This window comes from Crossiella sp. S99.2 (assembly GCF_023094165.1).
Taxonomy (GTDB): Bacteria; Actinomycetota; Actinomycetes; order Mycobacteriales; family Pseudonocardiaceae; genus Crossiella.
The window spans coordinates 218,294-232,876 of record NZ_JALMDK010000001.1 but is presented as its reverse complement, the minus strand read 5'-3'; the positions used below and the strand labels follow the sequence as shown (position 1 = coordinate 232,876).

The 14,583-nt window shown below is 71.5% G+C and carries 8 protein-coding genes; 5 read left to right on the top strand and 3 right to left on the bottom strand.

What is annotated here, in order from left to right; genetic code table 11:
- Positions 1-80: 80 nt before the first annotated feature.
- The 4 genes from MZC64_RS01040 (at position 81) to MZC64_RS01025 (ending at position 5,818) form a co-directional block, all read left to right on the top strand.
- Positions 81-2,066 (top strand): hypothetical protein, encoded by a 1,986-nt coding sequence (locus MZC64_RS01040; RefSeq protein ID WP_247755199.1) that lies wholly within the window; start codon positions 81-83, stop codon positions 2,064-2,066.
- A 15-nt stretch (positions 2,067-2,081) separates the two neighbouring features.
- Positions 2,082-2,903, top strand: a complete 822-nt coding sequence (locus MZC64_RS01035; protein WP_308300941.1) for an ESX secretion-associated protein EspG — start codon at positions 2,082-2,084, stop codon at positions 2,901-2,903.
- Positions 2,904-3,015: 112 nt separating this feature from the next.
- On the top strand, positions 3,016-5,229 hold the full coding sequence (locus MZC64_RS01030) for a (Fe-S)-binding protein (protein ID WP_247755197.1): 2,214 nt from the start codon (positions 3,016-3,018) through the stop codon (positions 5,227-5,229).
- Positions 5,230-5,233: 4 nt separating this feature from the next.
- Positions 5,234-5,818 (top strand): Uma2 family endonuclease, encoded by a 585-nt coding sequence (locus MZC64_RS01025; RefSeq protein ID WP_247755196.1) that lies wholly within the window; start codon positions 5,234-5,236, stop codon positions 5,816-5,818.
- Position 5,819: 1 nt separating this feature from the next.
- On the opposite strand, the gene MZC64_RS01020 is transcribed toward MZC64_RS01025, so the two are convergent.
- Positions 5,820-6,905 (bottom strand): SdrD B-like domain-containing protein, encoded by a 1,086-nt coding sequence (locus MZC64_RS01020; RefSeq protein WP_247755195.1) that lies wholly within the window; start codon positions 6,903-6,905, stop codon positions 5,820-5,822.
- 147 nt (positions 6,906-7,052) lie between these two features.
- On the opposite strand from MZC64_RS01020, the gene MZC64_RS01015 reads away from it, so the two are divergent.
- Positions 7,053-8,054, top strand: a complete 1,002-nt coding sequence (locus MZC64_RS01015) for a cation diffusion facilitator family transporter (protein ID WP_247755194.1) — start codon at positions 7,053-7,055, stop codon at positions 8,052-8,054.
- Between the two features lies 1 nt (position 8,055).
- Here the strand turns inward: MZC64_RS01015 and MZC64_RS01010 are convergent, their stop codons facing one another.
- Positions 8,056-13,881 carry a CARDB domain-containing protein gene (locus MZC64_RS01010; RefSeq protein ID WP_247755193.1) on the bottom strand — a complete coding sequence of 1,942 codons (5,826 nt, stop codon included), beginning with the start codon at positions 13,879-13,881 and terminating at the stop codon, positions 8,056-8,058.
- A gap of 75 nt (positions 13,882-13,956) precedes the next feature.
- Complete coding sequence (gene dcd, locus MZC64_RS01005; protein WP_247755192.1) at positions 13,957-14,538, bottom strand: dCTP deaminase; 582 nt, start codon at positions 14,536-14,538, stop codon at positions 13,957-13,959.
- Positions 14,539-14,583 lie beyond the last annotated feature (45 nt).

The window sequence follows — 14,583 nt, the reverse complement described above, 5'->3', positions numbered from 1 at the left end:
GAACTGCCCCTTCGGGCGGCTAGCGTTTGCCCACTCCCGTTGTCATGGGCGGGTTTGGGTGGTGGCGAAGAAGGTGCGGGATGCGCAGGGCGCTTGGGTTGTCCGGAGCCGCCTGCCTGCTCGTGCTGGGTGCGATGCCTGCGCAGGCCGCGCAGCAGCCCGGTGAGCAGGCGTTGCTGGCCGCGCACGCCGAGGCGCTGCCGCCGCAGCTGAAACAGGCGTTGCGCCGCGATCTCGGCCTGGACCCGGTGACCTACCTGGCCAACGGCCGCGCGGCCCGGCAGGCCGCGGCCGCCGCCGACCGGCTGCGCGCCGAACTGGGTTCGGCCTTCGGCGGCGCCTGGTTCGAGTCCGGCAACCGGCGGCTGCGGGTCGCGGTCACCGACGAGGCTGCCGCGGACCGGGTCCGGATCGCCGGCGCGGGCGCGCAGGTGCGGCCGGTCAACGCCGAGGCCCTGGACCAGGCGGTGGACGCGGTGGCCCGCTGGTCGGCCACGCTGCCGCCGGCCGAGCGGGCCGCGGTCTACGGCATCACCCCGGACGTGCGCGCCGGGAACCTGCGCCTGCTGCTGGCCGACTCCCCCATCGGCCGCAGGCTGGCGAACTCCTTGCCCCGCCCCGGGGTATCGCTGCGGGTCGAGCACACCGACCTGCCGCCGCAACCGCCCGCGGTGCGCGCCCAGGGCTGCGGCTACGGCCTCAACGCGCTGGACCGGCTCGGCCGCGCGGTCTCCCTCGGCCCGGCGCACTGCGCCCCGCTGGGCTCGGTGGACAAGTTCACCCTGGCCTCCCTGGACGGCGACGGCCCCGGCGACGATCTGGCCTCGATCCGGATCGCCGACCCGCACGCCACCCCGCTGCCCGAGGTGGCCGGACCCGGTGGCGCGCAACGGGTCGAGTCGCTCGCCGCGGCCATCCCCGGCGCCCAGGTGTGCGCGGCGGGCCGGGCGGGCTACTCCTGCGGCACGGTGTTCGCCCCGCGCTCGGTGTGGCGGCTCGGCGAGTCCGGCGGGATGGCGTTGCGCGGGTTCGAGGTGCACGGGCTGTGCGTGGACGGCGGCGGCGCGCTGCTGGCCGGTGGCGCGGCCCTGGGCTGGACCTCGGCCGCGCACCTCGGCTCGGCCGCCGGTCGCTGCCGCCCCGCGCCCGGCCCCAGCGGCCTGACCACGCTGGCGCTGGGCGAATCGCTGACCGCGGACGTGCTGCCCAGTTTCGGCGGCGAACTGCGGCTGCTGACCACCGAGGGCGACGCGGACGCCGACGGCGTGCGCGATGTGGACGAGCTGGCCCCGGACCGCACCCGGCCGCGCGATGCCAACCGGGACAAGCTGGTGGCCTACCTGGACCCGGACGAGCCGCGGCTGCGCGCGCCCACGCTGCTGGGCCCGCTGGACGGCAGCCGGGGCACCGAGGCGCTGCCGGAGGTGCACGGCACCGCCCGGCCCGGCGCGCGGGTGAGCGTGCGCCTGGACGCCAAACCACCGGTGCTGATCATCGCTGACGGCGAGGGCCGCTGGCGGCTGACGCTGCCGGAGAAGCTGTGCCTCGGCGGGCATCAGGTGGCGCTGAAGCAGAGCGTGGACGGGCAGGAGTCCCCGGAAACGGTCGGCAACTTCACCGTGATGCCGCCGCCACCGGTGATCACCACGCCCGGCCAGGGCGACCACGGCGACCTGCCCCGGCCGCAGATCGCCGGCACCGGCAAACCCAAGGCGCTGGTGACCGTCTCGGTGGACGGGGTGCCCGCCGGGTCGACCATGGTCGGCGCGGACGGCCAGTGGCGGCTGCGGCCCGGCGCCGACCTCAAGCCCGGCGCGCGTTCGATCACCGCGCGGCAGACGGTGACCAGGGTGGACTCGGCCGAGGCGAGCGTGCGTTACCTGGTCGGCGGTGCGGCCCCGCCCAGCCGGGACGCGGTGGAGACCGGCGCGAACCCCGGGCTGGCCGCCGAACTCAAGGGCGGCGGGCACCCGGTGGCGGTGGCGGTGACCCTGGGCGGCGGGCTGCTCCTGCTCGGCCTGGTGCTCGGGCTGCGCCGGTTCCGGCGGCGGGCTGGCGCGGATTAGCGCGTTGTGCGGCCGATGCCGCCTGTTCGGGGGTACCGTTGGCCGTCTGAACCTGGTGGGAGACAGGGAAGGAAGGCCATGGCGGCGGTCGTGCTCACGCCGATGGAGTTTTTCGTGAGCTGGGAAGACCTCGCACCGGGGGCCCGGCCGCTGGTGCTCGACGTCGTGCCCGATCCGGCCACCGACGAGGAGGCCGAGCAGATCCGCAGGTCGGCCTGGGTGGGCCTGGCGGACAAGGGCCTGGGCTGGCCCGGTCAGCTCAATTCCTGGTACACGGATCTGCTGCACCAGTTCGCCCGCCCGCGCACCGCCATCGACCTGCGCTTCAACCTGGACCGGGAGCGTTCGCTGCGGGCCATGGTCACCGGCAGCGGCGAGTTCGTGGCCTGCGGCAGCGTGATGGACAACCAGATCCGGATCTCCGAGATCGGCCCCACCACCATGCCCGAGGCCGCGGTGGAGCTGCTGCCCGAGCACCCGCCCGGCCACGGCGACTCGATCACCGTGCCCAACGATCTGCTCCAGTACGCCGCGGCCCGCGCCGGCAAGTCCTACGACGCCTTCGCGCACCAGCTGGAGCTGGGCGGCATGCCGGCCGGACCGGCCCGCGCGCTGGCCCAGACGGTCAGCGCGGAACGGCTGCGCGGCGGTCAGTTCGGCGCCACCGGCTGGGACCACTGGGGCGAGCGCAACCGCGCTGAGCACGTGGTTTCCGTGGTGGACAACATCGAGGGCCGCTACTCGGTGCGCGCGATCGGTCAATACACGACGGTCGCCCCGGCGGACACCGAGCGCTTGGTCGAGAATCTGTCCGAACTGCTGATCTCGGTCAACTAGCGCCAACCGGTGCGACACCGGACACGCCAGGTGGTTACTGGTGAGTAATATGGCGTAGTCTCCGGGCGAGGCAGGATACCGACGCCGCTATCACCTGGGAGGACTGCCGAGCATGGGTGCTGTGCATATCGTGTTGGGCCTGATTTCTCTGGCCGCCACCCTCGCCTGGGTCGTGCTGCTCTCCAGGGCCGTGGTCCAGATGGTGCGCACCGTGCGGCTAGGTCAGCCCGACCCGACCCGCAACGGTCCGCTGTTCGGCCGCCTCAGGACCATGCTGACCGAGATCCTCGGGCACACCCGGATGCTCAAGTGGGGTGTGGTCGGCGCGGCGCACTGGTTCGTCATGGTCGGCTTCGGCTCGCTGGTGCTGACCCTGGTGGAGGCGCACGGCGAGGTCTTCGACCCCTCCTTCGAGCTGCCCATCATCGGCGGCTGGTCGATCTGGGGCCTGTTCGTCGAGCTGATCGGCCTGACCACGGTGATCGGCATCCTGGTGCTGATCACCATCCGCCAGCGCAACCACCCGCGGCGTGCGGACCGCCAGTCCCGGTTCCAGGGCTCCAACTTCTGGCAGGCCTACTTCGTCGAGGGCGTCATCCTCAGCGTGGGCGTCTGCATCTTCGCCATCCGCGCGTTCAAGGCCTCCAGCGGGCTGTTCCACTACCCGGTCTGGGCCACCCCGATCTCGCACGGCCTCGGCGCCATCCTGCCCAGCGCGGCGATCATGGTCTCCATCTTCGCGGTGCTGAAGATCTTCATCTCGGCCGCCTGGGCGATCACCATCTCGCGCAACCTGAACATGGGCGTGGCCTGGCACCGGTTCACCGCCTTCTTCAACATCTACTTCAAGCGCGAGGCCGACGGCGGCGTGGCGCTGGGCGCGGCCAAGCCGATGATGAGCGGCGGCAAGCCGCTGGACTTCGAGGAGGCCGACCCGGAGAAGGACGTCTTCGGCGCGGGCAAGGTCGAGGACTTCTCCTGGAAGGGCTGGCTGGACTTCACCACCTGCACCGAGTGCGGGCGTTGCCAGTCCCAGTGCCCGGCCTGGAACACCGGCAAGCCGCTCTCACCCAAGCTGATGATCACGGCGCTGCGTGACCACGCCTACGCCAAGGCTCCGTACCTGCTGGCCGGCGGCCGCAAGGACATGGGCGGCGACGAGGTCGGCATCACCGGCGAGGACGCCGAGGCCCGGCTGGCCAAGATCGACGTGCTGGCGCTGGCCGAGTCCGAGCGCCCGCTGATCGGCGGCCCGGACGAGCTGGGCGTGATCGACCCCGAGGTGCTGTGGTCCTGCACCACCTGCGGCGCCTGCGTCGAGCAGTGCCCGGTGGACATCGAGCACGTGGACCACATCGTGGACATGCGCCGGTATCAGGTGCTGATCGAGTCGAACTTCCCGAGCGAGCTGGGCGGGATGTTCAAGAACCTGGAGAACAAGGGCAACCCCTGGGGCCAGAACGCCAAGGACCGGCTGGCCTGGACCGAGGGCCTGGACTTCGAGGTGCCGGTCTTCGACGGCGAACTGGGCGACACCGAGTACCTGTTCTGGGTCGGCTGCGCGGGCGCGTTCGAGGACCGGGCGAAGAAGACTACCCGCGCGGTGGCCGAACTGCTGCACCTGGCCGAGGTCAAGTACACCGTGCTCGGCCCCGAGGAGACCTGCACCGGCGACCCGGCCCGGCGCGCCGGCAACGAGTTCCTGTTCCAGATGCTGGCCCAGCAGAACGTCGAGGTGCTGAACTCGGTGTTCGAGGGCAGGCCCAAGGGCAAGCGCAAGATCGTGGCCACCTGCGCGCACTGCTTCAACTCGCTGGCCAACGAGTACCCGCAGCTGGGGGGCGAGTTCGAGGTCGTGCACCACACCCAGCTGCTCAACCGCCTGGTCCGGGAACGCCGCCTGGTCCCGGTCGCCCCACTGGCCGAGGACATCACCTATCACGACCCCTGCTACCTGGGCAGGCACAACAAGGTCTACACCCCGCCGCGCGAGCTGATCGGCGCCACCGGCGCGGCCTTCCGCGAGATGCCCCGGCACGGCGACCGGTCCATGTGCTGTGGCGCCGGCGGCGCCCGGATGTGGATGGAGGAGCGGATCGGCAAGCGGATCAACGTCGACCGCGTGGACGAGGCCCTGGGCACCGCCCCCACCAAGATCGCCACCGGCTGCCCGTTCTGCCGGGTGATGCTCACCGACGGCGTCACCCAGCGCCAGAGCGAGGGCCAGGGCGCGGGGGTCGAGGTGATCGACGTGTCCCAGCTGCTGCTCAGCGCGGTCAAGCGGGGCACGCCCGCGACGGCCGAGCCGGACCCCAGCGAGGGGTGAGCCAGTGCACCGGGGGCCTTTCGACCCACTCGTGGACTTCGACGGAATGTGGACCACGGCACTGGCGGAGCACTACCTGCCACTGCCGTATGTTCCGGCGGCCAAGTACGAGTGCCTGGACGGCAAGCTGATCATGAGCCCGCACGAGCCCTCGCAGAACTCCTACGCCGCGGCACAGCTGAGCTACCTGGCAATCCTGGCTGCCAAGGGGACCCCGTTCCGGGTGTATGGCACGGTCAACCTGCCGTTCACGCCTGAGCGGTGGATCCAGCCGGACATCACGGTGCTCAACGGCTCAGCGGAGGGTGCCGTGTGGGTAGAGCCCACTCTCGTGACGCTGGCGGGTGAGGTGGTCTCGCCAACCAGCCGCCGGGGCCGCATCGACAAGCCGACCCTGTGCGCCGAGGCGGGCATCCCGTTCTACCTCTGGGTCCAGGTCAATCACGCGCTGGAGCAGGCTGCGGTCCACCTGTACAAGCTGGACCACGGCACCTACCGGCCGTACGCCGGCGCGCTGGCCGGGCAGAAGTTCGAGACCGACCTGCCGTTCCCGATGTCCTTCGACCCGGCCGAGCTGCTCGACTACTGAGCTAGGGCCTGCGGCCCACCCACAGGTAGCCGTCGTCGTTGCCGGGGTCGCGGTCGCCGCCGACCTCGGGGCGTTGCCGGAACTGCAACGGCTCGGTCAGTGGGTGTTCCAGCACCACGGTCAGCGTGAGCGCGCATTCCCGGGCGCCGGGTTCGATCGCGTGCACCGAGTTGGCCAGCACGGTGGGGCCGGTGGAGACCACCGTCCAGTCGCCGCTGACCCCGGAGATCCGCACGCCGGCCGGTGGGTACAGCGAGACCGCCACCCGCTGGCCGGTGTCGCCGCGGTTGGTCAGGTGCACGGTGATCTTGAGCGGCTCGCCGACGGCCACCGTCTGCGGGTCGCGGTCGGTGCTGATGGCGAGGGTGCCGTCGTAGTGGGACTCGGCGTAGCCCGCGTCCACCCCGCGCACCGTCTCCCCGGGGCGAACGCGCAGCTCACGGGTGGTGTAGCTGCCCCAGGTGAAGGCGTTGTCCCGGCCGGGGCGGGTCAGGGTGAGCTGGGCGGGGCCTGCCACTGAACTGGCCTTGAGCTGGAAGCGTCCGGCGGGCAGGTCCTCCAGGGTGTAGCGACCGTCCGCGGCGGAGACCGCGTACCGGGTGACCGGTTTGACCGAGGAGAGCTGCACCTCGGACAGCGGAGGTTCGCCCTGGTCCCTGCGGCCATCCCGGTCGGTGTCCTGCCAGACCACGCCGGTGACGGTGGCGCCGCGGATGCCGAAGTCGGCCGGGCGGATGCCCTCGGCGGAGACCAGCACGAACCGGACCGGACCGGTGGTGGCCGCGTACTCGGCCCGGTGGTGGCTGACCTTGTACAGCCCGAACCGCAGCGCGGGTGAGGTGTACCGGCCGTCCTCGTCGGTGACCGCCTTGCCGGCCGGGCGCAGCCGCAGCACGTCGTAGAAGCTCACCTCGGCCTCCCACGCGCCGGGTTCGCCCGGCTGGGCCGCGCCGTCGGCGTTGCGGTCGAACCAGACTCTGCCGGTGACCACGCCGGTCGGGGCGGTGTCCTCGGCTTGGGCGGGCATTCCGGTCAGGGACAGCAGACTCACACCGGCCAGGACCACGGCAGTGCGCCGCAGGTTCATCTGGACTCCCATCGGCCTCGAAGTTGGTTGACATCCAACACACGTGCGATGTTGCCGGTTGGTTGTCCACAGCGGCGCGGATTCACCCCTCCGGCGGCACCGCGTGCCCGGTGTGCCGGAAACCGCTCTGGAGAGCACGATGTGCGCATGGCGGAGGAGAGCAAACCGGGCGGCGAGAGCACGCTCACCGTGGTGCTGGCACTGATCGTCAACTTCCTGATCGGCATCATGAAGGCGGTCGCCGGGGTGCTCACCGGCTCGGCGGCGCTGCTGGCCGAGGCTGGGCACTCGGTCGCGGACACCTTCACCGAGGGCCTGCTGCTGACCGCGCTGCGCCGCTCCGGCAAGCCCGCCGACGCCCGCCACCCGTTCGGCTACGGCAAGGAGCGCTTCTTCTGGTCGCTGATGGCCGCGGTGGCGATCTTCGCCTCGGGCGCGGTGTTCGCGGTGGTGGAGGGCGTGCACACGCTGCTCAGCGGGGACGACGAGCAGACCCGGCCGTGGGTGGCCTACCTGGTGCTGGGCCTGGCTTTTGTGCTGGAGTCGGTCTCCTTCATCCAGGCGAGCCGCCAGGTCCGGCGGGAGGCCAAGGCCGAGGGCCGCACGCTGACGGCCTACCTGCGGCACTCCGACGATCCCACGGTGAAGACGGTGTTCTTCGAGGACACCGCCGCGCTGATCGGCCTGCTGCTGGCCTTCCTCGGCGTGCTGCTGCACCAGCTCACCGGCTCCGCGGTCTGGGACGCGGTGGCCTCGCTGGCCATCGGCGTGCTGCTGGCCGGGGTGGCCTACCTGCTGGGCCGCACCAACCTCGGCCTGCTCATCGGCCGCCAGGCCGATCCGGTGCTGGTGCGCGCGGCCTACCGGCGGATCGAGGCGCAGCCCGAGGTGGAGGTGGTGGTGGACATCCTGAGCATGGTCACCGGCACCGACCGGGTGCTGCTGTGCGCCCGGCTGGACTTCGACGACAGCCTGGGCGCGGCCGACCTGGAACGCGCCTGCGTGCGCATCTCGGCCGAGTTGCACGCCGAGTTCGCCGAGCTGGACGAGGTCTTCCTGGAGCCGGTCCCCCGGGCCGATCCCGAGCTGCGGGCCAGGGTGCTCGCCCGCTACGGCGAGCTGTTCCCCCGGCCCGCGGACGGGCACTGACTCAGCTCCGGCGACGTCGGGTTCCGGCTACCAGCACCACGCCGAGCGCCAGCAACGCCAGCCCGGCCCACAGGAACACGGTGGGCGCGGCGCCGGTCTTGGCCAGCGGCGGAGGCGGCGGGGTCGGCCCGCCGGGCACCCGCACCGAGGCGGAATCGGTGTCGGTGACCGGGTTCCCCGGCCGTTCGGTGTCCGGCTGACCGGTCGCGGTGGCGGTGTTGACCATCGTGCCGCTGCCGGGCGCCGCGGCGGTGCAGGTCCAGGTCCGACTGTCGTTGACCGGCAGCCGGTCAAGGCGGCGGTCGCAGCCGGGCAGGCTCGGGTCGGCCACGGTGACGCCGATCAGGTCGACGGTGCCGGTATTGCGCACGGTCAGCTTGAACGTCACCGTGCGGCCGGGCGCGGCCTCGTCCTGGTCGGCGGTCTTGGTCAGGTCGATGCCCGGCTTGCCGAGCTTGGCGGTGGCCTGGTCCGTATCGGTCACCGGCCGGCCGGTGGGGTCGGTGCCGGTGGCGGTCACGGTGTTCTCGATGTTGTTGTCCCGCATGGTCACCGTGCAGGTCACCGGCTTGCTCGACTCCCCTGGCGCGAGGTTCCCGACGGTCACCGCGCAGCCGGGCGCGATCGGGTCGGTGAGCACCACGTTGGTCAGCGGCACATCGCCGGTGTTGCGCACCACCACGGTGAAGGTGGCGTCCTGGCCGGTCAGCAGTGGTTTCGCCGGGCCGGTCTTGGTCACCTCGATACCGGGGCCGATCACATCCAGCACCGCGTCGTCGGTGTCGGTCACCGGGCGGCCGGTCGGGTCGTTCCCGGTCACCGCCGCGGTGTTGGTGACGTCCTGGGTCGCGGCGATGGCACAGGTGCGGGTCTCGGTCCCGTCGACCGGCAGCAGCGGCAGGGTGAACCCGCAGCTCGCCTGCTTGTCGTCGGTGACCCGGACGTCGGTGAGCGGCACGTCACCGGTGTTCCGGACGACGATCGTGTAGGTGACCTGGTCGCCGGGCCGGGCGGTGACCGGGCTGACCGACTTGTCGATGGTCACTCCCGGGTGCAGCACGTCCACCGGTGCATCGTCCACATCGGACACATCCGGTCCGGTCGGCGGTTTTCCGTTGGCAGTGGCCGTGTTCACCACGTCGTCCGCGGGCGCGATCATCGTGCACGGGTAGGTCTCGACCGCGCCGACGGCCAGTTCCGGGAAGCCGCGGCGGCATTCCGGCGCGAGCTGGTCGGTCACCGTGACGCCGGTCAGCGGCACGTCGCCGGTGTTGCTGACCTTGATCCGGAAGGTCACCGAGTCCCCGGCGCGGAAGGGCCCGCCCTCGACGTCCTTGGTGATGGTGATGCCCGGGTGCTGCACGTCCACCCGCACGGTGTCCTCATCGGTGACCGGCGGCCCGACCGGCGGGGTGCCGGTGCCGGTGGCGGTGTTGGCGAAGTCCGCGGCGGGCGCGGTGATGGTGCAGGTGATCTGCTGCGCCGCGCCGACGGCCAGCTGCGTGATGGTGCGGCCGCAGTCGGGCGCCGCCGGATCGCTGATGACCACGTTGGTCAGCGGCACGTCGCCGGTGTTGCGCACGGTCACGGTGAAGGTGATCCGGTCGCCCTCACGCACGGTTTTCTTGTCCGCGGTCTTGGTGACGTCCAGGGCCGGGTGGATCACGTCCACGGTGGCGTCATCGGTGTCGGTGACCGGCGGCCCCACCGGCGGTGTCCCGGTCACCGCGGCCGTGTTGACCAGGTCGTCCTGCCCCGCGGTCCAGGTGCAGGTGTAGGTCTGGGTCTCGCCGGCGGCGAGCTGGTCGATGGTGCGGGCGCAGCCGGGCACGGCCTGGTCGGACACGGTGACCGCGGTCAGCCCGGTGTCGCCGGTGTTGCGCACCCGGATGGTGAAGGTGACGGTGTCCCCGGCCCGCACGGTCTCCGGCGCGGCGCTCTTGTCCAGTTCCACGCCCGGGTGCACCACATCGACCTCGGCACCGTCCACATCGGACACTGGCGGCCCGGTCGGCGGGGTGCCGGTGGTGCTCGCGGTGTTCTGGATGTCGTTGGCGGGCGCGGTCATCGTGCAGGTGTAGGTCTGGCTGGCGCCCGGTGCGAGGTCGGGCAGGGTGCGGGCGCAGTCCGGGGCCACCTGGTCGGTGACCGAGACCGCGGTCAGCGGGGCGTCGCCGGTGTTGGTCACGGTGATGCCGAAGGTGACGGTGTCGCCTTCCCGGAACGGCCCGCCGCGCACGTCCTTGGCGATGTTGATGCCGGGGTGCAGCACCGAGACGACCACCTTGCCGTCATCGGTGACCGGCGGCCCGACCGGCGGGGTGCCGGTGCCGGTGGCGGTGTTGGTGAATTCCTGGGCGGGCGCGGTCATCGTGCAGGTGATCTCCCGCTCGCCGCCGACCGGCAGTTCCGCGATGGTGGCGCCGCAGCCCGGCGCGACCGGATCGGTGACCACCACGTTGGTCAGCGGCACATCGCCGGTGTTGCGCACCAGCACGGTGAAGGTGACCTGGTCGCCCTCGCGCACGGTCTTCTTGTCCGCGGTCTTGCTGACGTCCAGGGCCGGGTGGATCACGTCCACCTTCGCGTCGTCGGTGGCGGTCACCGGCCGGCCGGTCGGGTCATTGCCGGTGGCGGTGGCGGTGTTGACCAGGTCCTCGCTGCCCGCGGTCCAGGAGCAGGTGTAGCTCTGGCTCGCCCCCGGCGCCAGGTCGGGCAGGGTGCGGGCGCAGGCCGGGACGGCCGGGTCAGCCACCGTGACCGAGGTCAGCGGCGCGTCGCCGGAGTTGGTGACCTTGATCGTGAAGGTCACCGCATCGCCCACCCGGACGGTGCCGGGTTCGGCCGACTTCTCGATGTCCAGCCGCGGATTCACCACGTCGACCACGGCGTCGTCGGTCGAGGTGACCGGCGGGCCGACCGGGGGTGTGCCGGTCACGGTGGCCACGTTGGCGAGGTCCTGGGTGGCGGTCAGCACGCAGGTGTAGGTCTGGCTGGCGCCACTGGCCAGGCTGGCGAACACCCGGTCGCAGGCCGGGGTCAGCGGGTCGGCCACCCGCACGTCGGTCAGCGGCACGTCGCCGGTGTTGTCCACCTTGATGGTGAAGGTGACCTGCTCACCGGCCCGCACCCGGGCGGGTTCGGCGGTCTTGGTGATCCGCACCGCCGGGTGCTGCACGTCCACCCGTGCGGTGTCCGTGTCAGTGACCGGCGGCCCCACCGGCGAAGTGCCGGTGGCGGTGGCGGTGTTGGCGAAGTCCTCCTGCGGCGCGGTCACCGTGCAGGTGAACCGCTGCTGCGCGCCCACGGCCAGCTGGGCGAGGGTGCCGCCGCAGCCGGCCGCGTCCGGGTCGGCCACCACCACGTTGGTCAGCGGCACATCCCCGGTGTTGCGCACCAGCACGGTGAAGGTGACCTGGTCGCCGACCCGGACGGTGCCGGGTTCGGCGGTCTTGGTGACCTCGATGGCCGGGTTGATCACATCCACCCTGGCGTCGTCGGTGTCGGTCACCGGCGGCCCGACCGGTGGGGTGCCGGTGACGGTCGCGGTGTTCACCAGGTCCGCGCTGACCTTGGTGCTGCACGTGTAGGTCTCACTCGCGCCGGGCGCGAGCCGCTCGAACTCCTTGGCGCACACCGGCAACGCCTGATCGGACACGGTGACCCGGGTCAGTTCGCTGTCCCCGGTGTTGGTCACCTTGATGGTGAAGGTGACGGTGTCCCCGGCCCGCACGGTCTCCGGCGAGGCGGTTTTCTCGATGTCCACCGCGGGTTTGAGCACCTTGACGGTGGCCTGCGCGCTCGCGGTGACGTCCTGCCCAGACCTGTCCCGCCCGGTCGCGGTCGCGATGTTGGTGGTGGTCTCGGTCAGCCGCGCGGTGCAGGTGTAGGTCTGGCTGCCGCCCGCGGGCAGTGCTCCGGACAGGGTGCGCGCGCAGTCCGGAGTGCGGTCGTCGGCGATGCGCACCGGGTCCAGCGGCGAGTCGCCGGTGTTGCGCACGGTGATGGTGAACGTGGTCTGGTCCCCGGCCCGGATGGTGGCCGGGTCGGCGGTCTTGGTCAGCTCGATGCCGGGCCGCACGATCGGCACCGGGGCGTCGTCACTGGCTTCCACCTTCAGTCCGAGCGAGTCGAAACCGCTGGCGGTGGCGGTGTTCACGCCGTCGGCCACCGGCGCGGTGGTGGTGCAGGTGAAGGTGCGGCTGGCGCCTGCGGCGAGCACCCCGCCGAGGTTGCGCGCGCAGTCGGGGACCTTGGCGTCGGCCACCTGGATCCGGGTGAGCGGCACGTCGCCGGAGTTGGTGACCTTGATGGTGAAGGTGACGGTGTCACCCGCGCGGTAGGCGGGTTTGTCCGCGTCCTTGGCCACGGTGATGGCCGGGTGGATCACGTCCACCTTCGCGCTCGACGTGCCCTCCAGCGGGTCGCCGAGGCTGCTGGTGCCGGTCACGTTGGCCACGTTGGTGACGTCGTCGGCAGGCGCGGTCCCGGTGCAGGTGTAGGTGCTGGACCGCCCGGCCGCCAGCGCGCCGATCACCCGGTCGCAGCCGGGGAAGGCCGGATCACTCACCTTGACCCCGCTGGCCGGGGCGCCGCTGGGATTGGTCACCGTGATGGTGAAGGTGACCTGCTCGCCCGCGTGCACCACGGCCGGGTCCGCGGACTTCTCGATCTGCAGTTCCGGCACCGCGACCGAGAACACCAGGTTCTGCGCCAGGTAGGAGTCGCCGTTGGTGACGAAGGACAGGTCGGCGCTGGTCGCCCCGGCGCGGATCGCGGTGGTGGTGAAGGACTTGGCGTCCACGCTCCAGTTGTTCACCGAGTCCGGGCTGGACCGCCCGTCGGCCAGCGAGACGAAGAAGTTGTCCGTGTTGCCGGTGCCGGGTTCGGGGATCGAGGTGTTGTTGACCTTGAACTCGTCCCGGGAGATGTTCCGGTCGCCCTCGTAGGCGGTGACGCCGATCCGGGTGGTCGCGGCGGCGGAGCGGAAACCGGTGACGGTGACCGTGGTGGCCGCGTCCGAGCTGTTCTGCCGCACGTGCCCGTCGTAGACGAACACCTCGCGCTTGCTGGGCGCGTTGACCGGGTCCCGCTCGGCGTACTTGTAGACCACCACCAGCGACCAGCCCGCCATGCAGCCGAACCCGTTGACGCCCCACACGTTGCCGGTGGTGATGCTCAGGTCAGACCCGGTGGCCGCGCCGGCGAAGGCCGAGGTCACGTCGGCGTAGGCGGAGTAGTACTGGCCGCCGCCGGTGTAGCCGCCTGCCGGATCCCTGGTCAGCGCCGCCGGGCTGACCTGCTGGGACTTCTCGCCCACGGTGAGCTTGACCTGCTGATCCTCCGGTGAGGCGGCCGCGCCCGCGGGCACGGTGGCCGGGATGAAGCTGCGGTTCTGGCACATCAGGGCCCGCGAACCGTCGTAGGTCCCGGTGTTGCCCGCCCAGTTCAGCCGAGCGAAATCGATCTTGGCGCCGGGCGGGATGCGCAGGGTGGCCCTGGAGGAGTTGAACGTGTCGGAGTCGCCGTCCACGTCCGCCTGGAGCATGAAGTAGTCGTCGTTGTAGTCACCCGAGCTGCCCTGCGGCACCCGCCCGCCGGCGGCGACCCCAGCGCAGGCGGCAGGCGTGGCGTTGCGCCACTGCGGTGCGTTGTCCGCCGTGGTCGGGCAGCGCAACGAGCCGTTGCCGACCTCCAGGAAGTCGCCGTAGCCGACCTGGTCGTAGTTCAGCTTGAACGCCTTGACCACGCCCGCCTGCGCGGGCACGCCAGCCAGCAGTGCACCGAAGGCGAGGAGCAGGGCGAGCAGGACCCGGAGCAGGCGCATACCCGGCACACTGGGCCCGCACCGGTGATCTCACCACCGGAGCACGCCGGACATTCCTCCGATGAGGGGAACGAGTTACCTCTTGGTGGTGGCCCGGTGGAAGTTCAGGTAGGCCCGCGAGGGTGTCGGCCCGCGCTGCCCCTGGTAGCGGGAGCCGGCCGCGGCCGAACCGTAGGGGTTCTCCGCAGGCGAGCTGAGCCGGAACAGGCACAGCTGGCCGATCTTCATCCCCGGCCACAGGGTGATCGGCAGGTTGGCCACGTTGGACAGCTCCAGCGTGATGTGCCCGGTGAAGCCGGGGTCGATGAACCCCGCGGTGGAGTGGGTCAGCAACCCCAGGCGCCCCAGCGAGGACTTGCCCTCCAGCCGCCCGGCGAGATCATCCGGCAGCCCGACCCGCTCGAAGGTGGAGCCGAGCACGAACTCACCGGGGTGCAGCACGAAGGCCTCGTCGTCCTCCTTCTCCACCAGCGAGGTCAGCTCGTCCTGCTGCAACGACGGGTCGATGTGGGTGTACTTGGTGTTGTCGAACACCCGGAAGAACCGGTCGAGCCGGACGTCGATGCTGGAGGGCTGGACCAGGTCGACGTCGAACGGATCGAGGTTGAGCCGACCGGCCTCGACCTCCTTGCGCAGGTCGCTGTCACTGAGGAGCACGTGCCCCAGCGTAACCCGGCCCGGCTGGACACAGTCCCGCCCAGT

What these genes read in the sequence shown, in the direction of transcription:
- MZC64_RS01040 (WP_247755199.1), top strand. Translation starts at nt 81, where the DNA reads ATGCGCAGGGCGCTTGGGTTGTCCGGAGCCGCCTGCCTGCTCGTGCTG.
- MZC64_RS01035 (WP_308300941.1), top strand. Translation starts at nt 2,082, where the DNA reads ATGCCGCCTGTTCGGGGGTACCGTTGGCCGTCTGAACCTGGTGGGAGA.
- MZC64_RS01030 (WP_247755197.1), top strand. Translation starts at nt 3,016, where the DNA reads ATGGGTGCTGTGCATATCGTGTTGGGCCTGATTTCTCTGGCCGCCACC.
- MZC64_RS01020 (WP_247755195.1), bottom strand. Translation starts at nt 6,905, where the DNA reads ATGAACCTGCGGCGCACTGCCGTGGTCCTGGCCGGTGTGAGTCTGCTG.
- MZC64_RS01015 (WP_247755194.1), top strand. Translation starts at nt 7,053, where the DNA reads ATGGCGGAGGAGAGCAAACCGGGCGGCGAGAGCACGCTCACCGTGGTG.
- MZC64_RS01010 (WP_247755193.1), bottom strand. Translation starts at nt 13,881, where the DNA reads ATGCGCCTGCTCCGGGTCCTGCTCGCCCTGCTCCTCGCCTTCGGTGCA.